We start from the raw sequence: 26,279 nt of genomic DNA, 5'->3' as shown, positions 1-26,279 counted from the left end.
AGGAAAAGGGATGGTAACGACGGATAAACTAACCGAAACGGTTGAGACGATTAAAAAAGGCGGTTTAGAAAAATATCATCAAAAAAACGCTGAAAAAGGAAAGCTTTTCGTACGTGAACGGCTCGAGCTGCTTTTCGATGAAGGGGTTGAAATAGAGGACGCTTTCTTTGCTAATTGTGCCAGTGATGGTCTGCCTGCCGACGGTGTGGTTACAGGCATCGGGAAAATCAATGGTCAGAGGGTCTGTGTCATGGCCAATGATTCGACTGTTAAAGCTGGTTCCTGGGGAGCAAGAACCGTCGAGAAAATCATTCGCATTCAGGAAACAGCTGAGAAGTTACAGCTGCCCCTTCTTTATTTAGTCGATTCTGCCGGGGCACGAATTACAGATCAAGTAGAAATGTTTCCGGGACGCCGCGGAGCGGGACGCATCTTTTACAACCAAGTAAAGTTATCAGGAAAAGTCCCGCAAATTTGTCTATTGTTCGGTCCGTCTGCCGCGGGCGGGGCATATATCCCAGCTTTTTGTGATATCGTCGTAATGGTTGATGGCAATGCATCCATGTATTTAGGTTCACCGAGAATGGCAGAAATGGTTATTGGAGAAAAGGTGAGTGAAGAGGAAATGGGCGGGGCGAAAATGCATTGTTCCGTTTCAGGATGCGGGGATGTGCTTGTCAAGTCAGAAGAAGAATCGATCGCGTTTGCGCGCAGGTACTTAAGCTATTTTCCAGGAAATTATCAAGAAAGGCCGAAAAGCGTAAAACCTGAGCTGCCTGCAGATTTCGAAAAAACGTTGGAAGACCTGATTCCTAAAAATCAGAATGCAGCCTTCAATATGTATGACCTGATCGATAGGATTATAGACAGGCAATCGTTCTGTGAAATAAAGAAGCTATTTGCCCCTGAATTAATCACTGGGCTTGCAAGGCTAAATGGACAAACGATAGGGATCATAGCCAATCAGCCGCGTGTCAAAGGCGGCGTCCTGTTCCATGATTCAGCTGATAAGGCAGCCAAGTTCATCAATTTATGTGATGCTTTCCATATACCGTTGTTGTTCCTGGTGGATATTCCAGGATTCATGATTGGGACGAAGGTCGAACGGGCAGGAATCATTCGCCATGGTGCGAAAATGATTTCGGCCATGAGTGAAGCCACGGTTCCCAAGATTTCTGTCATTGTCCGTAAGGCTTATGGTGCTGGACTATACGCGATGGCCGGTCCAGCTTTTGAACCGGACTGCGTTCTTGCCTTACCGACGGCATTGATAGCGGTCATGGGGGCAGAAGCTGCGGTCAATGCCGTCTATGCCAATAAAATCAATGCAATGGAACCAGAAGAGCGCCCTAAATTCATCGAACAGAAGCGCAATGAGTATAATGAAGACATCGATATTTACCGCTTAGCTTCCGAGATGATTGTTGATGGCATCATCCAGCCAAATGACCTGCGTGATGAATTGAGCGCCCGCTTTGAAGCGTATAGCAGTAAGCAATTGACTTTTACCGATCGTAAACATGGGGTCTATCCCGTTTAAAGAATTCAATAAACAAGCCCGGTCATCATGACTGGGCTTGTTTTCATGTGATAAAATAAATGATTATTTAAATAATTAGAAAATTTTTCTGATTTAGAGTTGCTAAATCACATAAGGAAGAGTACTATAATTAGTAATTAATGATTTACTAATTACTTGAATTCCATACTTAGTGAAAGAAAGTGAGAGTTGCCCATGGCTCAGCAGGAAAAAAAGAAATATATTACACCAGATGGATACACAGCAGATATTGCGATCTTTACGATTACTACGAAGAAAACGGCAGAGAAAGCCCCGCCTGAAATGTTTTTGAAGCTATTATTAATCAAACGTGCCACAAAAGATAAGGAAGGAAGCCCCAATGTTGAAGGAGATAAATGGGCATTGCCCGGAGGCTTTGTCAATGCTGGAGAGACTGCCTATGAAGCAGCCAAACGGGAATTGAAAGAAGAAACGGGCGTAGCTGGATTCCATGTCAAGCATTTTGGGGTTTATGACCGGCCAGGACGCGATCCCAGGGGCTGGATCATTTCCAATGCTTTTTATGCCATTGTCCAGCAAGAGTTTCTTCATCAAAGAAAAGCGAATGACGACGCAGCCGAGGTTGAATTGTTCACGATTCAGGAAGCCTTACAATTAGATCTTGCATTCGATCATTATACAATTATTAACGATGCGATGAATTTAATGAAAAAAGAAATGGTGCAAACGACGATAGCCCAAAAATTCCTGCCGGATGAATTTACGCTTTCTGAGCTGCAACGGGTTTTGCTGACAGCCAGAGATGATGCAAAAATCAGTGCAGACTCACTCTTTTATGCAAAAGCCCCGAAGCTCCCGTTTTTGGAGAAAGTGTTGGATGAAAAGGGAATGCAGAAGAAAACGAAACGGAATTCGTATCGGCCTTCACAGCTTTACCGATTTAATGCAGAGGTTGTCATGGACTCTATTTACTATTGAGGGGGAATGGGTGATATGGGGAAAAAGGCATTGATCACTATAGATTATACGTATGACTTCGTGGCGGACGGGGGTTCATTGACCTGCGGGAACGTCACATTATATTGTTCTTGCTCACCCTTTAAGCATGGAAAATGACGGATGCTATCTCCAAAATTTGTTAGTGAACCCCTAACATATTATGTCCACAATAATTATCCGGACTCTAAATCTATTAAAACATACTGAATACGTTCTACATTTAATATCCATACTTTATTCCCAAAAGGGATACATTATAGATTAAGCTGCCAATTAATGGTGGCTTTTTATAGCGATGGCTTCAGGACGTATGGATTCATGGAGATATTTTTGTGATTACAATTTTTAAGACACTAGCAACATTTGTAATTATTCTAGTCTATAGCTTAACTGGATTAGTCTAATAATAAAAAGGAATTAGAAGATCATATCATGATAAATTGCACTTAAAGTAACGATTCTTTACTTCAATACCAGGAGTTGACTAGCCGCTCTTTTATGTATGAAAACAAATAAGCCCTCTATAATCGTATTTTGATTAGGGATGGAAATGTTGCCATCCCCCTTTATGATTGATGAGAACTTTCTGTTTGTCACCCGCCTATGAATGACATTTCAATTTTTTCCTGTTTTTTCACTGTTCCCGCTGACCGATCATCCGAATAGCGGTCGTCCCTCTGGTTCCAAAGTGAAATGATGAAGCAAGTCAATTCTTCATCTGAAATCTTGGAACGGAGCAATGTCTTTAAGTCATGCCCCTTTCCATTAAAAAGGCATGTATACAAACTTCCGTTAGCAGAAAGACGGGCACGAGTGCAACTGGAACAAAAAGACTCAGACATGGATGTTATAAACCCCAATTCGGTTGTAGTTCCCTTATACCGGAAGCGTTTTGCCACTTCTCCAAAATAATCTTCTTCAACAGGTTCAAGATCGAATTTTGCTTGGAGAATCTCGAGTAACTCTTTTTTTGTAAGTACATTCTTCATCTGCCAGCCATTTGTATGTCCGACATCCATGAATTCTATATAGCGTAATTGAATGCCCTCTTCTTTACAAAACCGTGCCATCGGAAGGATTTGGGATTGATTGGTTTCTTTTTTCACTACCATATTCACTTTAATTCCAAGGCCTGCTTCTTTAGCAGCAGCTATACCTTCCATGACAGGCTTTATCCCGATACCCCTGCCGTTCATCTGCTTAAAAAGTTCATCATCAAGGCTATCTAAACTGATATTCACCCTCTTTAATCCCGCTGATTTCAAATTCCTGGCTTGTTTTTTCAGAAAAACACCATTTGTAGTCAAACCGATATCTTCTATACCTTCAATTTTGACGAGCTTTGAAATAAGAGTTGTAAGGTCTTTCCGCAGTAAAGGTTCCCCGCCTGTCAATCTTAGTTTTATAACTCCCAAGCTTGCAAATATTTTAGAAAGCCTTAAGATTTCCTTAAATGACAAGAGCTCACTTTTAGGCAAAAATTGAAAATTATCATGAAAAATTTCAGCAGGCATACAATACTGGCAGCGAAAGTTACACCGATCAATGACGGAAATCCTTAAATCCCTTAGTGGTCTGTCCAATGAATCTTTTATATGACGGTTCACTTAACCACTCCCATCCCCAAGTATTAGAAAAAAACAGATCATAAAAAGTGGCGTCACGGTCTAAAGCTTTTTGGCGTTCACTTTCAGTTAAAGAGCTGATGATGAATAGTTTTCTACTTCCAATGTATATGCATCTAACATCAAATAATTAAGAGTATCAGTAAAACTTCTTACAAACTCCTCAAACTCTTTGCTTCTTTGCTTATTCTTAACTCTTTCAAAATCCTCATTACCTTCAATTTGTAGATTGGTTTAGGTTTTCTGACAGACGACTTGAAAGTTAACGGACTAGCTTAAGGTAATCCGGTTATTGTTAAAGATACAAGAAGGACCCCATCAAGATAGGTCCTTTTACTGAAAAAAACTTTACTCTGGGAAATAATTCGGGAAGTGGGGACGGTCCACTATTAAGGCAGCATGTAAATAGTGCTGTGCGGCGGCTGTTCCAGTTTTGATTGTCGGAGGCGTCCTTCTTGTACAAGTTCCTGCAATCCTTTTTCGATATGGGAGATGGAGGTTTCTAGGAGGTCTGCAACTTTCACCGTAGAGATGCTCATGTATTTTGGTTTCTTTGATGAGGACATGATCATTGATTGAACTAGTTGCAAAAGAATTTCTTTTTCCATAGCTTCGGTTCGCCTGCCTTCAGTTAAATTTCTTTATATATGTAGACTCGATTCGCTTTCAACAAATCATCTCCTATAAATTTGCCAAAAAAGAAAGGATTAATACACAGAGGCTTTAGAATAATTTTTAAGGGCTGTAAAAACATATTTTATTTTATTCATATCCTTTTTGGGAATACTAGGATGAATCAACAGCATTTGCTGGTGTATGGCTTAATTTATAAAATAATTCAGCTTAACGGCAGCAAGATAGGAGGAATCAAATGTCTGACCATTCTTTTACCATCCGAATCAACGAAAAGGAATTAACAGCACAGCCAGGACAAACGATATTGCAAGTCGCCCAAAGTCATGAATTGTACATTCCAAGCATTTGTTATCATCCCGATCTGGGGACAATCCAGACCTGTGATACATGTTTTGTGCAGGTGAGCGGGGAATTAGTCCGTGCTTGCTCGACAAAGGCTGTTCCAGGTTTGACGGTTGATACAATGTCAAAGTCTGTTAAGGATGCCCAGTATGAAGCGATGTCACGGATCCTAGAAAATCATGAACTGTATTGTACTGTTTGTGATAATAATAACGGCAATTGTACTGTCCATAATACTGCTGAATACTTAGAGATTGAGCATCAGAAATATGAATTTAGAGAAAAACCCTACCCTCCGGATAATTCCCATCCTTTCTATAGGTATGAACCAGATCAGTGTATTTTGTGCGGCCGGTGTGTTGAGGCCTGTCAGGATTTACAGGTCAATGAAACCTTAACGATTGATTGGGGAAGAGAAAGACCAAGGGTTATCTGGGATAATGATGTTCCAATTGATGAGTCTTCTTGTGTATCTTGTGGACACTGTGTGAATGTGTGTCCATGTAATGCTTTAATGGAGACATCCATGCTCGGTGAAGCAGGATTCTTAACAAACCTGCCGGCTCCAATTTTAGAGCCTATGGTTGATTTAATTAAAGAAGTGGAGCCTGGATATAAAGAAATATTTGCGATATCAGAAGTAGAAGCCGCCATGAGGAAAGCACGGATTAAGAGGACTAAGACGGTTTGTACATACTGCGGTGTAGGCTGCAGCTTTGAAGTATGGACAAAGGACAGGCAGATTTTAAAAATTCAGCCTACCCATGAAGCTCCCGTTAACGGTATTTCCACCTGTGTAAAAGGAAAATGGGGCTGGGATTTTGTTAACAGTGACCAGCGCTTAACCAAGCCTTTGATTCGTAAAAACGGAGAGTTTGAAGAAGCGACCTGGGATGAAGCGTTAGATCTGATTTCAAGTAAGCTTACGGAAATAAAGGAAGAGTATGGCCCGGAATCCATTGGAGTGATCGCTTCTTCCAAGTGCTCCAATGAAGAAAACTTCGTGGCGCAAAAATTTGCACGTGCAGTTATCGGGACAAACAATATCGACAACTGCTCTAGATACTGCCAATCTCCGGCTACTGCAGGACTCTTAAGGACAGTAGGATTGGGGGGCGATTCTGGAACTATCCAGGATATTGAAACTACAGACTTGGTTATTGTAATTGGTGCAAATCCAGCAGAATCTCACCCTGTCCTCGCTACACGTATAAAACGGGCTCATAAGCTATATGGACAAAAATTATTAGTAGCTGATATAAGAGAGCATGAGCTAGCACAACGTGCGGATTTCCTCTTGCATCCTAAGCCTAGTTCTGATTTAATCTGGATTTCTGCCGTAACGAAGTACATTATTGATCAAGGTTGGCATGATAAAGAATTTCTGAAAAATCGTGTATCAGGCGTAGAAGGATATATTAAAACACTGGATAAATTCACCTTAAGCTATGCAGAAGAGATGACCGGACTTTCGCAGGAAGAAATAATCAAGGCAGCTACAATGATTCATGAAGTTAATTCAGTCTGTATCCTTTGGGCCATGGGAATTACCCAGCATTCCGGCGCAACAGACGCAAGCACTGCCATTTCAAATTTATTGCTGATTACGGGGAATTATGGCCGTCCAAGTACAGGTGCCTATCCCTTAAGAGGCCACAATAACGTACAGGGAGCCTGTGATTTCGGTACAATGCCATCATGGTTTCCTGGGTATGAGCCAGTCGGAAATGCAGAGGTTAGAGAAAAGTATGAAAAAGCATGGGGCGTTGAAATTCCAAAAGATCCTGGAATGGACAACCACCACATGGTAGAGGCAATCCACAAAGGAAAATTAAAATCCCTGTATCTATTTGGAGAAGAAATGGGGCTTGTGGATGCAAACTCGAACCATGTTCAGAGTGCATTTGAAAAATTGGACTTCTTTGTCGTACAGGATATTTTCTTCTCGAAAACGGCACAATTTGCCGATGTTGTTTTACCGGCATCACCTTCACTTGAAAAAGATGGGACATTTGTAAATACGGAAAGGCGCATTCAAAGGTTCTATAAGGTGTTTGATCCGCTGGGCGATTCGAAACCGGATTGGCAGATCTTCCAGGAAATAGCGAACCGGATGGGTGCCAATTGGGATTATTCGCACCCAAGTGAAATTATGGATGAAGCAGCCAGTCTTGCTGTCCTATTTGCAGGTGTGAGCTATGACCGGCTTGAAGGCTTTAACAGCCAAGTTTGGCCGGTTCACAAAGATGGAACGGATACACCTCTATTATATGAAGACAAATTTGCCTTTGCGGATGGAAAGGCAAGGCTGTTTGCTGTTGATTGGACTCCTCCATATATGGCAGGAGAAGAATATGATCTCCATTTAAACAATGGACGTTTGCTTGAGCACTTCCATGAAGGAAATATGACGTACCGGACAGAAGGACTTATCCATAAGGTACCTGGCACATGGCTGGAGGTATCGCACGAATTGGCGGAGGAACGCAATCTCAGTGACGGTACATTAGTTAGATTAAGTTCACCATATGGACAGGTTAAAGTAAGGACGCTTGTTACGGACCGGGTTAAAGGCAAGGAAATTTATCTCACGATGAACAGCTTTAAGGACGATGAAGCTGTCAATTACCTGACAAGTAGCTATCATGATCTAGTTACACATACTCCTGCATATAAGGAAATCGGTGTTAAAATGGAGATTTTAGAAGCAACAGGTGAACCGCCATTGCCTAAGCATAACCACCGGTTCGGTAACAGGAATCCGCAGATCAGCGTTCGGGTTGAGGAAAAGTGGCAGCGTGACGATTTTCAAGCGATAGAAGAGTTATTTGGAAATGGAGGGGAAGCATATGGCGAAAGCGATCAGGCAAATTAATAAACAGGTTCCAAATCCGATGGAAGAACAAGCTCAGTCAATCGGAGAAATATTAAAAGCTCTTAATGATAACAAAGAAGGGATTCTTTCTGCACTCGCCATATTAAAGAATCTACAGGAAATTGGGATTCTCGATGCGCTTCATGCCATTTTGGAAAATCGTACAGACGTCGGCGTTATAGCCATGCAGCAAGTTAACCAGCCTGGTATGCATAACACCATCAAAAATGCCATTTATCTTTTCAATTTCATGGGCACCTTAAAGCCTGACCAGTTACAATCTATGCTGGGCGGTGTTACAAAAGGTCTTGACCATATGGGCGAAAGCATCAAAAACCATGAAAAACATAGCTTATGGAAATTAGGTAAAAGCTTGAGAGACCCAGAAATCAAAGCGGCGATGACAACCATGGTTGAATTCCTGCATGGCATGGGTGAATCATTTACACAGCATCCTTCACAGGAACTTCATCCAGAAGGAGGACAAGGGTAATGGAAGAACAAGTTGTTATCAAGATTCATGGACCGCTATCGGAAAAAGATTCCGACGAAATCATTCGGTCATTAAACGGTGTATGGGGCATTCTCCGGGCAGATGTAAATAAAGAAAGCGGAGAAGCAAGTATTGACTTTGATAAAAATGCCGCTTCATTCCAGGATTTTCAACAGGCCATCAGAGACTCAGGCTACGATATAAAAACGGAAAACCAAAATTCACCTCATTAAGAGGAGGAAAATTATGCAGATTTGTGAATTATGCGGCAGTGAGCAGGAAATGGAAACAGAAGAAACCGAATCAGAACGAACCAGAATTCTTTATGTCTGTGAAAACTGTCAGAACGACCGAGCGTTCAACTATTTTGATAATTAAAAGAAGACGTGAGAAAAGGGAATCCGATTATGGAATTCCCTTTTTTTATCGCAAGGCAGTAAGTGCAGCTGCCTGTTTGGCTGTATAAAGCTGTGAGGTAAATCAAATAGCCAGTCATCCGCATATGAGCAAGAGTACTTGAAGCTGTGACAGTCAGCATAAACCAACGCGGATTGCGATATTAAGAGGTGTAGTAGCCACCTAAAATTGCAGTATGGCTACTGTTAAGCTTAGACTTACCGGGTTTAACTTTACGTTCCATTCCATACCCCAAGAAACCAGAACCTTCATAAAAAAAGCGATATAAAAATCTATATCGCCTTCCATTTTTATTGAGCATCCTTATATAACACATCTTCTGCCAGCGATCGGAATAGCTCACCTACCAGTGAGTCTTCGTCATATACAGAAGAGCCTGCTGCTTGTACAGGAGTAACAAAGGGGACTTGTGCGATTACATCTGTTTGAAGCCTTTCAGCCAGGCGTTCTCCGCCGCCTCTTCCAAAAAGGTAATTCCGTGTGCCATCGCTTTCTTCATAATAGGCCATATTTTCAATTACGCCTAATATGTCATGTTTCGTATGACGCGCCATGACCCCAGCTCTTGAGGCAACATGCGACGCTACATTATGAGGAGTAGTCACGATCACTTCCTTTGCCTGCGGGATCATGGCAGCCACATCAATTGCCACATCTCCTGTACCTGGAGGCAGGTCGAGAAGCAGATAATCCAGTTCGCCCCAATAGGTATTGGCAAGGAAGTTTTGAATCCATTTATTCAGCATCGGCCCCCGCCACATAACCGGGTTATTATCCTCAGCAAAAAAACCCATGCTCATTACCTTCACATCATGACTGAGAATTGGTATTGCAGTTTTGCCGATCATAGTCGGCTTTTCATTAATCTGCATCAAGGACGGGATGCTGAATCCATAGATATCCGCGTCCAAAATTCCTACCTTTTTCCCCATTCGGGCTAGAGCAGCAGCAAGGTTGATGGTAACGGTCGATTTCCCTACGCCGCCTTTGCCGCTGGTTATCGCGATAAAGCGTACCCCCGAATCATGGCGCAGCAACGACGGCATCCCGCTTTCCGTTGTTGAATTCTTCTTTAATACTTGAATTAATGAATCTCTTTCTTCAGGACTCATGACCACAAAGCTTACATATACATTTAAAGCACCAATGCCTTGAAGAGCACTTTGAACATCTTCTTTTATCTTTGCTTTTAAGGGACAGCCCTTAATGGTTAATGCAACCTCAACACTAATATCTGATTCTTCTATTTTTACGTTTCTAACCATTTTTAACTCAACTAGGCTTCTATGAAGTTCTGGATCCTGCACATCACTTAAAACTTGCATCACTTGTTCCTGTGTCAGCATTTTATAACATCCTCTATGTTTTTATCCTCAGTATGGTCATTTTTAATAAAAAAAAGACTGAAAAGATCAGGTGTCCTTTAAATCTTTCATCAAAAGTTGTGTAAGCGGAAGGTAGAGAAAAGCCAAAACATATATTAATCAGTTATTAAAAGCCAAGGTTAGCGATTTTTGTATAGTCGCTGACCTTGGCTTTTTCGCATGCATCCGGCATTGTTGCAATTCCCCATTGGTGTACGGTTAGCTTAATGAAGGAGTGTCTACTCTGAGGGTGGAATTTCCCCGCAATTAACATCTACAAAAGCAGCTTCAGATCGATGGCTAAAAGCGTGTATGGATTGGGCGAATCACTCTTTGCCAGTACCGCGCTCTCACCCTCAATTAAAACGGGTAAATCAGATTGGCCATTGTATGCGCCTCATTGATAACAGATTGGAATTCCGAAGATTTCCCAATCATATTTGTGAAGGAGTACTTTGTACTAAACCCCGTTTTATTTAAAGGTTTGACTTTTGAAATCGCATGTATCATAAAACCAATAGGGAATCCTTGATGATAGAAAGGGACTGACTCAAAAATCAAGCCGTCTTTCGTGCCTTCTGAGCCACTGCAATCTGATAATGAATTTATTAATCGGTTATTGTAATAAATCCAACCTTTGTCATACCATTGGGTGGATGCTTTAATGACTTGATGTCCAAAATCGAGCACAACTACTATTTTAATGTGGTTTTTACGAGTTGTTTCAATATAATGTTCAAGTAGCAAAAAGTGCTCAAATTTGAGCTGGCTTTGGAACTTTTCTTCGATTGTTTGAGTGATAGAAACAACAGCGGAAAGAGAGGGGAGATGTACCACGTCCCAAATACCCGTTAAGTTGACCGCTCCAAGAACTTTTTGTGTTGCAGGATCTTTAATCAGCGAGGCTGAGCATACCCAATTGTGAACAGGTTGGCAAAAATGTTCTCCCCCGAAGACTTGCATGGGGACTCCTGTAGCCAAAGAAATGCCCGTGCATTTGTCCCTACATAGCACTCTGACCATGAAGTCCCTGCTGGAAAAGTTTTGTATTTTCGGCTTTCTTTTTGAGAGAGGCATTTCCATCTAGATATAATAATTCTCCTTTATGATTACAAATCACAATTAAGTGACCTGCATCTTCTAATAAGCATCAATTGGCCTCAATTGAGGAGGTTCCAAATGCAACAATTTCCTTGACCAGATTGTCGGAGGAATTGAAGGTGATGATTTCTCGTTCCAAAGCTTAACTAAAAAAATGCCCCGAAGCGATACCACATCTTTTCGGAATGAAATATTTCTAATGCAATGTGCATATGCGAATATGTGGTTGTGGCATAAAAAACATATCTCAGACGTCATATTTTACCTAGTTTGGTATTTGTATAAATCACAAGCAACGGGAGAAAATGAAATAAGGAATAATAAAATTTGAAAGGGGATGAGAAATCACGAACTCAATAATAGTAGAAATAAATGAGGCTTTTAAAGATGCAGAAGACTTTTTTATAGAACCGTTTATTTTGGATGGTGAAGCAGTCCTTTTACTTGGTTTACATTCAATAGTTAACGTTATAAAAACAAAAGAAATATTAAAAAAAGATATGAATAACAGTGAAGTGATTCATTCACTAAAAGTAAAAAGAACTCTTTTCAACAGAAAAGGTGTTGAAATAAATAGTGATGAAGCAATAGAGTCTATTCTTCAGGGTAAACTCATTGTTTATTCAAAAGAAAAAAATATAATGTTGCAATTTGAACCACTTCCCAAAGAATTGACTCGGTCAATTGAACCGCCTTCTAATGAAAACGTATTACAAGGTCCTTTAGATTCTTTTATTGAAGATATGTCAACAAATATAGGAATAGTTAGAAAAAAAGTTTCCTCTGCTCAGCTCTCAGTTAAAACCTATACGGTAGGAAGTGATCAAAAAAAGAGTTTATCAATAGTTTATTTGAATGACCGAGCAGATAAAAGCATGATCAAAAAGATCATTTCACATATTGAAATGAATCAACACACAAATATTCTCTATCTTCAGCATCTTTGTCGTTTTATGGGTGTGCGGAAATGGGAGGTTATCCCTCAGTTTAATAACACAGAAATGCCATTGGAAGCAGTAGATGGTTTAAACAAAGGAAGGGTCATTATATTCGTTGACGGTTTTCCCTTTGCGCTTATCTTGCCACATTTATTATGGGATATGTTCGCCCAGGCGAATGACCGTAACTATGCTTACCCAATCATGAGCGCCATGCGATTTTTACGTGTTCTTGGCGCTTTGATTACCCTTATATTTCCAGCTCTCTATGTGGCCCTTGTTGCTGTAAATCCTGAGATATTAAAAATTGAACTGGCTTTATCGATTGCTCAGAGCAGAGAGGGAATACCCTATCCCCCTTTTGTTGAAATTACAATTATGCTCCTTATTTTAGAGTTAATTATTGAAGCGAGTATAAGGCTCCCTCTCATTATCGGTCCAACGATAACAATGGTAGGGGGAATTGTCATTGGACAAGCAGTAGTAGACGCAAAGCTGGTTAGCAACCTTTTAATTATCATTGTAGCAGCAACCTCGATTGCGAATTCAAGCGTTGTAGGGTTTCAAAATGCGTTAATCCTGCGCTTACTTAAATATGTCGTTATTATTTTTGCTTCAATCTTTGGCGTGTTGGGCATATTATCCGCTCTGGTATTCATAAGCGCTTACTTTGCAAGTCGAGAGATATTTGGAATTCCATACACTAGTTTAACTAAGGGGAGGGGGGGACTTGGATAAAAGCCTTCAGGTTATATGCATGGGGTTAATGTCTCATTTTGGTCTTATTTTTTTCATTTATCCGGAAAGAATAATTGCCAGCACACAAAAAGGTCACTGGGAACCGATTTTAATTCAATGTCTCATATTTATTCTATTTTTATGGCTTTACCTAAAGGGTCTATCTTATTTTCCAAAACAGGATATTATCGGTATTTTAAAGACCTTAGGTAAAGCTTTTTCTTTCACATTACTTTTTCCTGTTCTTCTTTACTTAGTCATAACTACTATTGAACTTGTTAGCGCCTATGCAGAAGTGACCAACATTATCTTTTTAGCGAATACTCCTACATGGGCAATTATTACATTAATGATTCTTATTTCAACTTATATCGCCGTAAAAGGAATCGAAACCATCTTACGTACAGCCTTATTAATATTCTGTATCTTTTTCCCGTTAATCTTACTTATGCTTTTGATTTGCTTTCAAGACGTTGATTTGCATAATGCCTTTCCGATTATGGATACCGACTTTAATTTTTTTCGAGAACCTCCCTTTTATACAAGTTTTTTTTCTTTCGCCATTGTTTTTTCATTTTTAGGTTTTATTCCTGAAAAAATATCGTATAACTCTAAAAAAATCATGTTTGCCGTCTTTTTGCTTATCCCATTTTTTTTCTTATCCGTTTATTTACCTCTTTTAACCTTTGGAAATGAAACGGCTAGTACGCTGCTTTTTCCCTTTATAACCACATTGGATACAGTTCAGCTTCAATGGCTTGTGTTTGACAGGGCAACCTTGTTTTTTGCGTTAAGCCTAGTTACCTTTATCATGTTGCTTACTTCCTTACTTTTATGGCAGTCCTCTATAATAATGAGTCAATATTTCCCGGGATTAAAGCAAAAATATCATATTGTAGCCTTATCTGTTAGCGTTCTTATCATTAGCTTATGTATTCCTAGTTGGCATGAGACTGAGAAGTTGCTATGGTGGAATACTTCTTTCCGATTTTATATTTTAATCGTACTCCCTTTAATTATATTTCTGATCGGTGTAAGGAGAAAAAGACTATCATGAGAAGAATTATGATTTGTTTTAAACTAGTACTTAGTCTATGTATATTGATGCCATTAAGTGGTTGCTGGGATATTAAAGACATTAACCATCGAGCCTTTCCTATTGCAATGGGAATTACAAAAGAGGGAGAAAAATTCAAAGTCTTACTTCAAATTCCTATTTCTTCAGAGGGTGTTCAAAAACAGACAATTGTCAAAGGAACAGGGTTAACCATTTTAAAAGCTGTAGAGGATATTAGAACTAATATGGAAAGCAGTGTAGACTTATTGCACATAAGGATAGTCATATTTGATCGAAAATTAGTAGAAGAAGGCGGGATGGAAGAACCGATTAACACGTTTATGAGAATTCGTGAAATATCTTCAAAAACATTAATCGCAATATGTGATGAAAATATAGATACTTTTTTTTTAGCACTCAAAAAGAATCTAGAAAAAGGGATAAATCTTTATGACTTTTTTGAGAAATATGCAGGTTGGACCCCACAAATATCTTTAACACGTCTATGGCATGTTTATCGAGCCCTTAATTCCTACACTCAAAATGTAGCAATTCCTATGGTCAAATCAGGGGAAAACACTGCAGTTACTTATACAGGTACTGCAGTGATGAAAAGAGGAAAAATAGTTTCTAAAATGGATCCTAAAGAAACCCTCCTTTTTAATGCCTTTCATGGGAACAGTATGAAGGGAAGGGTAGAAGTAATGGAACATGCAACCATCATGATTGTTGGAAATACAGGTTTTCATAAAGGTGAACTAAGAAATCATATTCCATATATGTTCTCAACGATTCGTTTAAATGTAGTTATTCAAGAGAGAAGAGGAAAAGTTTCCAATGCAATAATTAAAAAAGAGCTGGAAAAGGTAATGGCAAATCGTTTTGATGAAATGCTGGAACGATTTCAAAAGCAAGAAACAGATGTCTTCGGTTTGGGACAATACTATAGAAATAAAATTCCTTATGAGGAATTGAAGGACTGGCGAAAGAAGTATTATCCCAATCTAGAAATGAAGCTTACCATTCATGCTACTATACAAAACGAGGGAAATATCAAGACTATAACTGACAAATAGATTTTGGATATCATACAAAAAATGGATAGATTTAACATCCGTACTTTTTTCACCTACTCATTTTACTGTTTTATTAGTTAAACCTTGATTGCAATATTCTACCCGAGCTTTCTATAAATTGTGCTTTTATGAATGAGAATACTAATATTGAGAAAAGGGGCTGTCTAATAAGTCCCTAAAATAAAACAGGTGAAGAAAAACGAATCGTTTTTCTTCACCTGTTTTTCTAGTTTTATAATTACAGTAAGTAGCTGGCGAAAGCCAGCTACTTACTGTAGATTATGAACCATGGCCTACGATGCCAAACTCCGTTTGGACTTTCCCTAAGCCCCGAAGCGAAAATCGACGGAACGACCTATTGCCCTTGATGTGACCAAAAACACTCTCAGCCTCGATTTTTCGTCGAGCGTAGATTCGTGTTTTATATGATAAATATGGAGTTATCAATTACTCTTTAATTTAACTATGTCTCCACGAACTCATAATAATCTAAGCTCATTGCTTTTAACCTTTAATGTATTTTCAAGGGTTATGAAATCCTGGGAATAAGGCAGTATTCGAGAGATATGGCTATTATACTGAGGGAGTTCAATAAGAAAATTTACTCATTAATGTCACATTAAAATGCGACACGACAAAAAGAAGTACAATTAATCAGATGTATATTTAGTTAATTCATCAAATTCTACACCAGAGACATACCGATTCACATAAAATTAAAAACAAAATTATTAAACTGTTTTTTATACTGGTAATTATATAGAAAGGTTACAAGTACAAGGATTTTTAATAAAGGATATAAAAGACTTCTATCTAATATTGTTTTTTATATAAAAATAGCAAAAAATAAATAAGGAAACTTTATTTTGATATGAAAAAATCAAAAGGGATGAATATTTTGAAATACTCTGAAATTTTATGAAATTTAATTGCACCATAATTAAATTTATGATTCAATGTTTTAGACGGTGGTTCCAGAAGGTATTGAAAACTAATGGAATGAGGAAATGAGTCAAATTATTCTTGGAGGGTGTTTTTTGAAGGCTGTTTTCGCATACTTTGTTGCTATTCACCAAGTAATGCGGTGTGGTTGATTTCCCCTCCAATGCTCGCTTTCCGCGGGGCGGGCGGTGAGCCTCCTCGGCATGAACGCCTGCGGGGTCTCACCTGTCCCGCTGCTCCCGCAGGAGTCTCGCACTTCCGCTCCAATCAACCTTAAATCGTTTCGTTTTAAAAAAACAATCTTTACGAAAAGAGCATTTTTGAAACATTATTCAGTCAAGGAGGTTGCCATTTTAATAAATAAGAGCGAAGAAACTGTTCGGAGGTGGTTGCGTAAAGGCGATGTTTTTCCAAATGCCCATAACAATTCTGATAAAGAAGGATGGAAAATACCAGCGGCGGATATCCAATTATCAAAACGATCGATTAATGAACAACCAAAAACAAATAATCAGACATTAACAGTATCACAAGTCGCTTCTAGACTTGGCAAAAGCGGGGAAACCATTAAACGTTGGCTCAGGTCTGGTAAACATTCCCTAACGCTTTTAAGAACAGCGATGTACAGGGATGGCGTATCCCTGAAAATGACTTAACTTACATGAGTTTCAAACAAGTACCCCCCCAATCTCCTTCATTGCCATCTACCAATGTTATCCATCAAGAAAATAATCAGCACAACGGAGACCTAGTTACACTTGCATTTCAAGCAGTAACATTATCCTCACCTACAGAAGACATGGTTGCATTGTTATCTAACGTGGGCATTCAGAGAAGTTTGGAAGTACTTCTGATGTAGGCAGCCAGAAATTTAAATTGCATTTTAACCTGAAAAGTTAAATCGATAAAAGACAAAAGCACAACTCTCCCCAGAATGGACCTATAATCGGTGATGTATTAGTGGATAGATCACTCCACTCTCTGGCATAGCTTCGGATTCCTGCCACAGACTTACTGGAAGTCAGCCAGAAAGAGTAGTATTGAATTACAAAAAGGTTTTAACAGGTGTTTACAGTCTGTTCGTTGGAACCCTGTCAAGATTGTAGTGAACAGCCAGTGCATTGACATTGATCGTCTACAAAGAAAACGCCGGGAAGAACAGGAACACATGAAGCATTTATAGGAAGAGAGTGACCATTATGAATATTTTATTTGAAGAATTATTTGATGTTGATCTAGTCGGGAAAGCGACTACAAAAAAGCCTAATTTAAAAAACTTAAATTCTAATCCAACAAGTAATAAAGAAGTGGCTGTAATTGGTATTGACTTTCAAAATGACTTCTTGGAAGAAGGAAATCTGGCTGTTGCTAATTCTTATCAAGATGTAAGAAACTTTGCTAAGTTCATTTATGAAAATGTTGATGCTATAGATGATATTTTTATGAGTTTGGATATACATCAGCCGAAACAAATCTTTCATCCTGTTTGGTGGGTAAATGATAAAGGACAGTATCCTGAGCCATTTACAGTTATTACTTATCAAGATGTATTGGAAGGTAAGTGGGCACCTATTTTCCAAGAACAAGAAAGTTTAGAGTATCTTCGTGGACTAGAGGCAACTGAAAAGAAATCCTTGATAATTTGGAGTTACCATTGCCTACAAGGTACATTTGGTGCAGCAATAGAAACGCAATTATCTAACTTGTTATTTGCTTATTCTTTGTATAAAGAGAAGGATGTACATTACGTGACAAAAGGGTTAAATCCTATTTCTGAAATGTATGGAATAATAAAACCTGAGTATTCAAGAACGGATTTAACAGACAAAAATCTTTTAAGTCAATTGCAAAATTATAAAACAATAGTTATTGGCGGAGAGGCTAAGTCTCACTGTGTACTTGAGACTATCAAACAGATTGTGGAAGAGTTTGAAATGAAAAATCACAAGGATTACTTAATTTATGTGTTAGAAGATTGTACATCTTCCATCACAGGTTTTGAAGAAGTCACAGATGATGAATACAAAAAATTAGCTTCAAAATACCCAATTATACTAACTGCAATTAAAGAACTAAAATTTTAATTGATACCTGAATAGGGAGGGGTCTCTCTTCAGATACATACATTTTTATAAACGTAGGAGGTTGAATAATATTGAGGAAAACTTATTAAGATAATAGCTTAGCTTCGTACACCGATGCTTGCCGAGTAAAATGGTTGAGACATATTGGCAAGGTAATATGCACTACAAACAGGCGTTATTTGAACTGTTCATTAGAAATTCACCTTTTAAAAACGGATATGGGTTATTTATTGGATAGGAAAGTATTGCGAATAATATCAAAGAAATTAAGTTCACAGATAATGGTATGGTATAGATAATTTGAGAGATGTATATGGCTATGAGTGGTAAGTGTGACTACGATCACTTGAGAAATGTTGATAATACATTGGATAGTACTGACAGATTAAGAGTCGTCATCCAGATTTATACAAATTTACAATCCTTCTCATAAATTGCATTATAATAGCACTTGTTTCTTATTAAAACAAAAGTACACTGACGCTCCTATAAATACTGTTTCAAGACAAGTACATCAACTGAGAAGGTTTTTGGATTTCCTTGAGTTTTGGAATATTGATTTGTGAGAAGAAGATATCTTTACAGTTGTTGAATCCTTTGTTAGTACTTGCGTTTATTAAAAAGTTTAAGTGCCACACCCAACCGGGCAATTGAATGGTCATTACTGAAACAGGGGCCTTTGCATGAAAGAGCAAAACATTTCGGTAAAGTATCCTCTATAAGTTTGAATTTCGAGGGAATAATGATTCAAGACAGATTTGAAGCCTTTTCCCATAATACTATAAGGGCTTTGTAGAAACAGCATGTAAGTATTTAGGTTTTTTAAAAAAAGAAACCCATGAATTCGAATCTATAGACCTTACGTCTATTCCGGTAAAGCAAAGAGCATTCACGACTACCACTACAGGTACAACAGGGAGAAAAACGTATGTAATAGTAACCAATGTACACGCCATACTGAGTGAAGCTGGTTTTAAAATTCCAAATACTTCAGCAGGCCACATTCAGCCTTTATTGGAAGAAGTGATGACTGAAGAAGTTATAAACAATTTCATGTCATTGACTCCTTCAGGCGATATCCAAACAAGATTTTTGTTTTACATCTTGAAGTCCTTCGGACTTAGAAGGTCTGAGGCTCGAAACCTTCTTTTTGTCTCTGAAAACGTACCTAAGGACTTTTACCTTTGGGATTTTAACAAAGCACAGGAATGGTTAAAGAGCGAGATACATGGTGATTTATCGTATGATAACACTCTAAAAGCATGCGTTTGTGATGTAGTAAAAAGAGAGGTTACCAATTTTCAATCTCAAAATAAAACTGTCAGACGACGACTAATTCCTAACTTCTTCTCGCAGCAGGAACTCACAAACTTATTACTTGAGCATATCAAGGAAAGACAATTGGTAATTGACATTGCTTCTTTTACAAAAGACGTATAGGTGCTAAGCGAAGAGAGTTTTTTCAACAATGCTACTATGGTTATTGATGCGGTGGAAGATGAAGAAAACGCTAAAATCTTTATAGACAAATTGTTACAGGAAATAAATGATGTTGATCTTCAGGAAGAACAATTGCAACCAAAGGGATTCCCTATGAGAACTCATAATTGCAACGCTCATGAGAGGGTAACTTGTTTTCACCACACATTAAAGTGTTACAAGTGTAAGAAGTATAGTCCTGATGAAGACATGTTACTGGAACATAAAGCGGAGCTTGTTAGATGGGTTGTTTTTGTTCATCACCAAGAAACTTTATTAAAGAAGACCAAAGATAGAGTAGAGAAAAGAACGCTTCCCGTAAGGATAGACGATATTAAGAAAGACTTAAAACCAGAGACGTTTAATGAGCTATTCCGAAAGTTTAAGCATCTTTCAGAAAAAGAAGCTAAAGCTGTTGAAAAAGAGGTATATAAACCTGCGCAAAAATACATAAAAAAGCATTATAGGAAGTTACCGAGTCCAACAGCAAAGCAAATGGATGAGTTTGTGAAGAGCGGTGTTATCAGTGGCTAAGAAACAAATATCCCATGCGGATTTAACTCGAAATACTGCCAGTGCAAAAAGAACGTTTATTAGGAGAGCCCAGAAGGGGATATATCTCACTAAAAAGCTTAGCAAGGAAGAAGTTTTACAGAGGATAGCCTCGACTTTACAATTGATACCGAGGAGCTCGTATACTGGCGACAGAAAGTTATACTTAGAGAAATGGTATCAAACTCTGCTTATAGAAATTAATGAAATTCATGAGGGTTTAAGGGTTAAAAAGAACCTTACTTCTGTAAAAGAGCTTAAAAACCTAACTGTAGAACAACTAATCGAAGAAGTTTTTGACCTAAAAGAAGTGTTAATGGCTTACCATACGAAGTGTGCGGAATAGGCGAAAAAATGATGAAACAAGTAGTGAAGAGACATGAAAGAGTTGAAAAAATATAGCTTATTGACCATCGAAAGGCGGTCATTTTTGTATACCATTTTGTACTTATGAAGTAAAATTGTATAATGAGCTTAGAAAAACCTTGCCCTGACAGGTACAAAGCGGGTTTTGGATATACTATCTATTCATATTGATGCATTTTGCATACGGCAATCGGCGCTTATAATCTGGCTATAATTTCTTTGTATATGAAAATGCAGTGGCCTCGTTCAATGATGCCGGTCACCATTGGACGCTTGGACATTTTAAAGGATCTCTTGGAGCAACCATTCTTTAATATCCATTCAAGCAACAGAATAGAAGGGAAGCGAATGCTTCTCTTTTGGGAGGAACTATCCATGGAAAAAAAGTACAACGACGACAGTTACGCATTACACACTGACCTTTACCAAATCAATATGGCACAAACTTATTGGCAGGACAAAACACATAACCGAAAGGCAGTTTTCGAGATATTTTTCAGAAAGCTTCCATTTAATAGCGGATATGCGATTTTTGCGGGACTTGAAAAAATTGTCCATTACCTTCAAAACTTTTCCTTCTCGGAAAGTGATATCGACTATTTAAAAAATGATTTGCACTATGATGAAGAATTTTTGAATTATTTGAAGAACATTCGTTTCACGGGAGCGATTCGCTGCATGAAAGAGGGAGAGCTCGTCTTCGGCAATGAACCGATATTACGCGTGGAGGCACCGCTTGGTGAGGCTCAACTCATAGAAACTGCGCTGCTTAACATTGTGAACTATCACACACTCGTGGCAACAAAAGCTTCACGCATCAAACAGGTAATCGGTGAAGAATCAGCCCTTGAATTCGGTTCAAGGCGGGCGCAAGAAATGGATGCTGCAATTTGGGGAGCGAGAGCGGCCTATATTGCTGGCTTTGATTCCACTAGTAATGTACGTGCTGGAAAGCTGTTCGGCATTCCGGTTTCAGGGACGCATGCACATTCCATGATCCAAGCTTATAAAGATGAATATACCGCTTTTCATAAATATGCTGTTTCCCATAAAGACTGTGTATTCTTGGTTGATACTTATGATACATTGCGTTCTGGCGTCCCGAATGCAATCCGTGTTGCCAAGGAACTGGGCGATAAAATCAACTTCATTGGCGTCCGTCTTGACAGCGGTGATTTAGCTTACTTATCAAAAGAAGCACGGCGTATGCTTGATGCTGCAGGGTTCCATGATGCGAAGATTGTCGCTTCGAATGACTTGGATGAATATACGATCATCAACCTGAAACAACAAGGAGCAAGAATTGACATTTGGGGCATCGGAACCAAATTGATTACGGCTTATGACCAGCCAGCGCTCGGTGCTGTTTATAAAATGGTTTCAATAGAGGGCGAAGATGGGAATATGAGAGATACCATCAAAATTTCTTCTAACCCTGAAAAGGTTACGACACCTGGCTTAAAACGAGTATATCGCATCATCAATAAAGTGAACCATCATGCTGAAGGTGATTATTTGGCGATGGAATATGAGAAGCCGCAGGAACAGGAGAAATTAAAAATGTTTCATCCTGTCCATACCTTCCTAAGTAAATTCGTCACGGATTTCGATGCGGTTGATCTGCATGTGGATATTTTCAAGGATGGAAGTTTGATTTATGAATTGCCAACCATAGATGAAATCAAGTCATTCACGCAAAAAAATCTCCAAGTATTATGGCCGGAGTACCTGCGTGCACTTAATCCTGAAGAATACCCGGTAGATCTAAGTCAGGATTGTTGGGATAATAAAATGAGGAATATAGATGAAGTTAAAGCCAATGTAGAAAGAATGCTAACGAAATGACAATCCTATTTTATTAGAAAGCGGGGCTTTGCCAATGCGTCCATTACAAAAAGAAATCGTAAAAAAACTACTTGTCCAACCAACGATTGATCCTGAAGTCGAATTTAGGAAAAGTGTTGATTTATTAAAAGGGTATATGAAGAAAAATACGTTTCTGAAAAGCTTTGTACTTGGAATATCTGGAGGGCAAGATTCAACACTGGCGGGGTATATTGCCCAAACCGCTGTAAATGAATTGAATGAAGAAACGAATGGCAGCGACTATAAGTTTGTTGCTGTAAGCTTGCCATATGGAGTACAGGCTGATGAGGATGACAGGCAGCTTGCTTTAACATTCATCAAGCCAAGCCAAACGGTTACAGTCAACATCAAGGAAGCGGTGGATGCATCAGTAAAAGCTGTGGAAGAAGCAGTTTCTGAAAAGCTATCGAATTTCTTAAGGGGAAATGTTAAAGCACGTGAGCGAATGAAGGTACAATATGATTTAGCCGGACTTTATAAGGGCGTCGTGCTTGGTACGGACCATGCAGCAGAAGCGATCACAGGATTCTTTACGAAACATGGTGACGGCGCAGCGGATATCCTTCCATTATACCGATTAAATAAAAGGCAAGGAAAAGAAATCCTGAAATTCGTCGGTGCACCTGAGCGTCTTTATACGAAAATACCAACGGCCGATTTGGAAGATGACAAACCGTTACTTCCTGATGAAGCGGCTTTAGGCGTTAGCTACGATGAAATTGATGATTACCTTGAAGGCAAGGAAATAAGAACGGAAGCTGCTGAAATCATCGAAGGTTGGTATACTAAAACCGAACATAAACGCAATGAAGCCATTAATGTTTATGATACTTGGTGGAAATAAAAGAAGCTGATAAGTTTTCCCGCATCACATAAGATGCGGGTTTTTTTGCAAGAACATAACGAGCACCTTGGCCAACACATCAGTATTGAAATTTTACCGGCAAAGGGGAAAACTAAATGTCGACTCAACATATGGATTTATCCAGGATCATTGAAGAAACATGCAAGGGAATTGAATTCTCGGGTGTAATCGGTGTGAAAGCGGGAGATGACCTGGTCCATAGCTCTGCACAGGGCTATTCCAATCGAGCGGATGAAATCATGAATACGACCGAAACAAAGTTCGGAATTGCTTCCGGGTGTAAACTGTTTACGGCGATAGCCATTTGCCAGATCATGCAAAAAGGGACTCTTAGGTTCGATTCTAAGCTTAAAGACTGTCTTCCGATTGTGTTTCCAAATTTTAATCAAAATGTAACCATTCATCACCTCTTAACACACACTTCGGGCATTCCTGATTACTTTGATGAAGATGTGATGGAGGATTTTGAAGAGCTATGGCAGAAAAATCCGATGTACCATATAAAAAGATTAAAAGATTTCCTGCCATTGTTTCAGGACGATATGATGATGTTTGAACCCGGGGAAAGATTTCATTACAATAATGCAGGCTATATTTTATTAGGATTGATTGTTGAGGAACTTACTGGACTTGAATTTTCCGAATATATCGACAAGAACATCTTTCTTCCTTGTGAAATGAAAAATTCCGGTTATTTTTCCATGGACCGGCTTCCTAAAAATACTGCAATAGGGTACATTGACGAAGAAAATGGAGCATGGAGAACAAATGTTTATTCCCTTCCGATCAAAGGCGGTGCGGATGGAGGGGCGTATATTACCGCATCAGATATGTTCAGGTTTTGGGAGGGGGTATTTTCCAATCAGTTACTGAATCAAGCATATACCACTCTCTTATTGGAAGCCCATATTGCTACTGGAGAAGAAGGGGAATACTATGGGTATGGTATATGGATCCGTAAAAAAAATGACAGGATTTTCAAATATCATCTTATGGGATATGATCCGGGTGTAAGTTTCAATTCTGCGGTATATCCGGCAAATCGATTGAGAACCGTCATTACTTCAAATGAAAGCACGGGTCCATACCATATTACTTGCGCGATTGAAAAAGAACTATAAACAAAGGGAACCTTTCTGCTTGTGAAGGGTTCCCTTTGTTTATAGTCAATGTGAATTCATTCATGGAGAACCTGTTTTAGATTTAAGAAAGGGACGAATTCGCATCCAATTGCTCCATTGTTTCCATAACTTCTGAATGGTGAAGATACTTCAACTGTATCTGTATCAAGACGCGGCGTATTAGGTATCAAAGCTTTTTCAAACAAAGAATTTGTATATTTAGATATCTTGAAGTAAAGTATATTTAATAAACATTATTTTAACCGGTATTTTCCGATGGAGGTTCCTTTTACTTTATGAAGGCAAGATATGAACTCGCGAACATGAACTTAACAGTAAGCAATGTGACTTTACGTAATGCGGCGGATAGTTATGTCCTCTTGAAAGCGGCAGATGATCAAAATAATGAAATTACGATCAAGCTTTCCCACGAACAAGCAGAATTTCTGGAAGCGGAATTAAGGGATGTAAATCGCCGTCGCAGGGAAAATAGTCCTGATATATCTGGAAATGACCAGCAACGTATTAATGACGACGATTCTTTCAATCTGTTTAGCATTGATTTATTCAATGAAAGTGATCCGAAGTAATTGATAATATGCTTATTTACCCCGAATCAAATTTTCTTCTCTGTAACCTTCCTTCCGGTTTAAGTTGATGCTACAGAGATTTTATCATTCCCGCCAATACAAAAATCCGAATTTCAAGTTATTAAAGGCCATTTGGAATGTTTTAAGCAAGGTGACCTATCGTTACCTTTATTTTGATTGCTTGAAAAAATTCTTCACCAAAAGGAAAATGGATGATAGTACTGCAAAAACCATGAAAAATACGATGAACCCCCAAAGTCCTATCGCCGCATCTTGAAACTCCATATTCCCCCTGCTGGTAAGGGCTTGCTGTATTTCAATGGCGAATACTAAAACAACCATGACTGTAAAGGTATAAAGGAAAGAGAGTATCGTTATCCCAAAACGCATCCGGGAAATTAAATTAGATAAAAATAACACGAACAAAAATATGATGATACCGATGATTCCCATTATCCAAAAATGCAAATCTTTGTCCGTTGCATTTGAATTTAATGTGTCACTCACAAAGAATAGGATGAAATCGTGAAGATTATTGACGATTTCAGCTAATATCTGGATGATTTCTTTCATTTTTCACACCTCCATTCCTTAGATTATAGCAGGTTATAAATCTATATAGAAGTGGGGGGGTGCCAGACTGACCTTCGATGGAAGTAATGTGAAATCATAAACATGCTGGGAAACGAAAAAAACATAAATGAATGAAGAAGTCATTACATGCACGTCAGCTAAATAAGGGTAGATTGAACAAAGTACATAGAAAAATGAAGTATAAGCGAATCATGGAAAGTAGGATGCCTATTTCCAATGTTTTAACACCTTAGCTATCTAAGCAATGATTGTTTTAATCGGTTCCTTTATTTAATGCTAGTAAAAAATATCTTTACTTCATGATTTCTGTTTGGAGGAAAAAAGGATGAATGATATACATAATCATGAGTTAACCGTAATTGATTTTATGAAAACCGGACACAAAACTTGCTTTGTGAAGGTCCTCGGTTTTGATGCTGAATCCGGACAGGATTTTGAAGGGGAAGTTAAATTTGTCGGTGATTTGCCTTTTGGTGATTTGATACATCCCGAGCGTTCACATTTATCTTCCTCTTGCAGGGAATTTGTTCGGGATGGCTTGCTGCGCAGATACAATCAAGGGCAATTTGAATAAAGTATTGAAATTTTTATAGAGAATCTAATAAGATGACATTCTGTTAACTTGTTTAAAATTGGT

Annotated in this window: 25 protein-coding genes and 2 pseudogenes; 20 read left to right on the top strand and 7 right to left on the bottom strand. The window is 38.7% G+C overall.

All coding sequences use genetic code 11. The features are described from left to right. Positions 1–10 precede the first annotated feature (10 nt). Both ACFVS1_RS09965 and ACFVS1_RS09960 read left to right on the top strand, forming a co-directional pair. Complete coding sequence (locus ACFVS1_RS09965; protein ID WP_387546903.1) at positions 11–1,540, top strand: acyl-CoA carboxylase subunit beta; 1,530 nt, start codon at positions 11–13, stop codon at positions 1,538–1,540. Positions 1,541–1,735: 195 nt separating this feature from the next. After that, positions 1,736–2,500 carry an NUDIX domain-containing protein gene (locus tag ACFVS1_RS09960; RefSeq protein WP_387546900.1) on the top strand — a complete coding sequence of 255 codons (765 nt, stop codon included), beginning with the start codon at positions 1,736–1,738 and terminating at the stop codon, positions 2,498–2,500. A 614-nt stretch (positions 2,501–3,114) separates the two neighbouring features. Here the strand turns inward: ACFVS1_RS09960 and moaA are convergent. Together moaA and ACFVS1_RS09950 are read right to left on the bottom strand one after the other, a co-directional pair. Continuing rightward, positions 3,115–4,128: a GTP 3',8-cyclase MoaA gene (gene moaA, locus ACFVS1_RS09955; RefSeq protein ID WP_387546897.1), complete on the bottom strand. Its 1,014-nt coding sequence runs from the start codon at positions 4,126–4,128 to the stop codon at positions 3,115–3,117. 407 nt (positions 4,129–4,535) lie between these two features. Beyond that, positions 4,536–4,754, bottom strand: a complete 219-nt coding sequence (locus ACFVS1_RS09950; protein ID WP_352924873.1) for a hypothetical protein — start codon at positions 4,752–4,754, stop codon at positions 4,536–4,538. 263 nt (positions 4,755–5,017) lie between these two features. Here ACFVS1_RS09950 and fdhF point away from each other — a divergent pair, with 263 nt between their 5' ends. From fdhF to ACFVS1_RS09930, 4 genes are read left to right on the top strand one after another with little or no spacing between them, the layout of a single operon-like run. After that, on the top strand, positions 5,018–7,999 hold the full coding sequence (gene fdhF / locus ACFVS1_RS09945) for a formate dehydrogenase subunit alpha (protein WP_387546894.1): 2,982 nt from the start codon (positions 5,018–5,020) through the stop codon (positions 7,997–7,999). Beyond that, positions 7,974–8,492 carry a helical membrane plugin domain-containing protein gene (locus ACFVS1_RS09940; RefSeq protein ID WP_352924875.1) on the top strand — a complete coding sequence of 173 codons (519 nt, stop codon included), beginning with the start codon at positions 7,974–7,976 and terminating at the stop codon, positions 8,490–8,492. The genes fdhF and ACFVS1_RS09940 overlap by 26 nt, the downstream gene beginning before the upstream one ends. Beyond that, positions 8,492–8,725, top strand: coding sequence for a heavy-metal-associated domain-containing protein (locus tag ACFVS1_RS09935; protein WP_352924876.1), 234 nt, complete (start codon positions 8,492–8,494; stop codon positions 8,723–8,725). Before ACFVS1_RS09940 ends, ACFVS1_RS09935 begins: the two co-directional genes overlap by 1 nt. A gap of 13 nt (positions 8,726–8,738) precedes the next feature. Continuing rightward, positions 8,739–8,870 (top strand): hypothetical protein, encoded by a 132-nt coding sequence (locus ACFVS1_RS09930; RefSeq protein ID WP_290370087.1) that lies wholly within the window; start codon positions 8,739–8,741, stop codon positions 8,868–8,870. A gap of 329 nt (positions 8,871–9,199) precedes the next feature. Here ACFVS1_RS09930 and ACFVS1_RS09925 read toward each other — a convergent pair whose 3' ends face one another. The 3 genes from ACFVS1_RS09925 to ACFVS1_RS09915 form a co-directional block, all read right to left on the bottom strand. Continuing rightward, positions 9,200–10,255 carry a P-loop NTPase gene (locus tag ACFVS1_RS09925; protein WP_387546890.1) on the bottom strand — a complete coding sequence of 352 codons (1,056 nt, stop codon included), beginning with the start codon at positions 10,253–10,255 and terminating at the stop codon, positions 9,200–9,202. 257 nt (positions 10,256–10,512) lie between these two features. Then, entirely contained in the window at positions 10,513–10,587 is a 75-nt protein-coding gene (locus ACFVS1_RS09920; RefSeq protein WP_387549279.1) for a hypothetical protein, read from the bottom strand. Between the two features lie 46 nt (positions 10,588–10,633). Beyond that, the gene (locus ACFVS1_RS09915; protein ID WP_387546887.1) at positions 10,634–11,236 is read right to left on the bottom strand and encodes a hypothetical protein; all 603 of its coding nucleotides are present in this window, start codon (positions 11,234–11,236) and stop codon (positions 10,634–10,636) included. A 482-nt stretch (positions 11,237–11,718) separates the two neighbouring features. Between ACFVS1_RS09915 and ACFVS1_RS09910 the strand changes: the two genes are divergently transcribed. From ACFVS1_RS09910 to ACFVS1_RS09900, 3 genes are read left to right on the top strand one after another with little or no spacing between them, the layout of a single operon-like run. Beyond that, positions 11,719–13,050 carry a spore germination protein gene (locus ACFVS1_RS09910; protein WP_387549277.1) on the top strand — a complete coding sequence of 444 codons (1,332 nt, stop codon included), beginning with the start codon at positions 11,719–11,721 and terminating at the stop codon, positions 13,048–13,050. Continuing rightward, positions 13,043–14,107, top strand: coding sequence for a GerAB/ArcD/ProY family transporter (locus ACFVS1_RS09905; protein WP_387546884.1), 1,065 nt, complete (start codon positions 13,043–13,045; stop codon positions 14,105–14,107). The genes ACFVS1_RS09910 and ACFVS1_RS09905 overlap by 8 nt, the downstream gene beginning before the upstream one ends. Next, positions 14,104–15,183 (top strand): Ger(x)C family spore germination protein, encoded by a 1,080-nt coding sequence (locus ACFVS1_RS09900; RefSeq protein WP_387546881.1) that lies wholly within the window; start codon positions 14,104–14,106, stop codon positions 15,181–15,183. Before ACFVS1_RS09905 ends, ACFVS1_RS09900 begins: the two co-directional genes overlap by 4 nt. A gap of 297 nt (positions 15,184–15,480) precedes the next feature. Here ACFVS1_RS09900 and ACFVS1_RS09895 read toward each other — a convergent pair. Continuing rightward, positions 15,481–15,594 (bottom strand): annotated as a pseudogene (locus ACFVS1_RS09895) (transposase); the annotation flags it as partial. Positions 15,595–16,328: 734 nt separating this feature from the next. On the opposite strand from ACFVS1_RS09895, the gene ACFVS1_RS09890 reads away from it, so the two are divergent. The 10 genes and pseudogenes from ACFVS1_RS09890 to ACFVS1_RS09845 all read left to right on the top strand — a co-directional run bounded on the left by ACFVS1_RS09890 (position 16,329) and on the right by ACFVS1_RS09845 (position 25,048). Next, positions 16,329–16,781, top strand: a complete 453-nt coding sequence (locus tag ACFVS1_RS09890) for an antibiotic biosynthesis monooxygenase family protein (RefSeq protein ID WP_387546876.1) — start codon at positions 16,329–16,331, stop codon at positions 16,779–16,781. A gap of 543 nt (positions 16,782–17,324) precedes the next feature. Then, positions 17,325–18,209, top strand: coding sequence for a cysteine hydrolase family protein (locus ACFVS1_RS09885; RefSeq protein WP_387546873.1), 885 nt, complete (start codon positions 17,325–17,327; stop codon positions 18,207–18,209). 1,026 nt (positions 18,210–19,235) lie between these two features. Next, on the top strand, positions 19,236–19,649 hold the full coding sequence (locus tag ACFVS1_RS09880; RefSeq protein WP_387546871.1) for a hypothetical protein: 414 nt from the start codon (positions 19,236–19,238) through the stop codon (positions 19,647–19,649). Then, positions 19,650–20,222, top strand: a complete 573-nt coding sequence (locus ACFVS1_RS09875) for a hypothetical protein (RefSeq protein WP_387546868.1) — start codon at positions 19,650–19,652, stop codon at positions 20,220–20,222. It abuts the gene before it with no gap. Further along, the gene (locus tag ACFVS1_RS09870) at positions 20,215–20,586 is read left to right on the top strand and encodes a hypothetical protein (RefSeq protein WP_387546866.1); all 372 of its coding nucleotides are present in this window, start codon (positions 20,215–20,217) and stop codon (positions 20,584–20,586) included. The genes ACFVS1_RS09875 and ACFVS1_RS09870 overlap by 8 nt, the downstream gene beginning before the upstream one ends. Before the next feature lie 191 nt (positions 20,587–20,777). After that, positions 20,778–20,920: pseudogene (locus tag ACFVS1_RS09865) on the top strand (isochorismatase family protein); the annotation flags it as partial. A gap of 61 nt (positions 20,921–20,981) precedes the next feature. Continuing rightward, positions 20,982–22,451, top strand: a complete 1,470-nt coding sequence (locus tag ACFVS1_RS09860; protein WP_352924885.1) for a nicotinate phosphoribosyltransferase — start codon at positions 20,982–20,984, stop codon at positions 22,449–22,451. A gap of 34 nt (positions 22,452–22,485) precedes the next feature. Next, positions 22,486–23,316, top strand: coding sequence for an ammonia-dependent NAD(+) synthetase (nadE, locus tag ACFVS1_RS09855; RefSeq protein ID WP_352924886.1), 831 nt, complete (start codon positions 22,486–22,488; stop codon positions 23,314–23,316). Between the two features lie 116 nt (positions 23,317–23,432). Continuing rightward, a complete protein-coding gene (locus ACFVS1_RS09850; protein ID WP_387546864.1) occupies positions 23,433–24,458 on the top strand; it encodes a serine hydrolase domain-containing protein in 1,026 nt (341 codons plus the stop codon). Positions 24,459–24,754: 296 nt separating this feature from the next. After that, complete coding sequence (locus ACFVS1_RS09845; RefSeq protein WP_352924888.1) at positions 24,755–25,048, top strand: hypothetical protein; 294 nt, start codon at positions 24,755–24,757, stop codon at positions 25,046–25,048. A 168-nt stretch (positions 25,049–25,216) separates the two neighbouring features. Here ACFVS1_RS09845 and ACFVS1_RS09840 read toward each other — a convergent pair whose 3' ends face one another. Further along, a complete protein-coding gene (locus ACFVS1_RS09840) occupies positions 25,217–25,621 on the bottom strand; it encodes a hypothetical protein (RefSeq protein ID WP_352924889.1) in 405 nt (134 codons plus the stop codon). 346 nt (positions 25,622–25,967) lie between these two features. Here ACFVS1_RS09840 and ACFVS1_RS09835 point away from each other — a divergent pair, with 346 nt between their 5' ends. After that, positions 25,968–26,216 (top strand): hypothetical protein, encoded by a 249-nt coding sequence (locus tag ACFVS1_RS09835; protein ID WP_352924890.1) that lies wholly within the window; start codon positions 25,968–25,970, stop codon positions 26,214–26,216. The last annotated feature ends 63 nt before the right edge of the window (positions 26,217–26,279 follow it).

The organism is Peribacillus sp. NPDC058075, from assembly GCF_042885195.1.
In the GTDB taxonomy this organism is placed as follows: domain Bacteria; phylum Bacillota; class Bacilli; order Bacillales; family DSM-1321; genus Peribacillus.
This window is presented reverse-complemented; position numbering and strand designations above follow the sequence as displayed.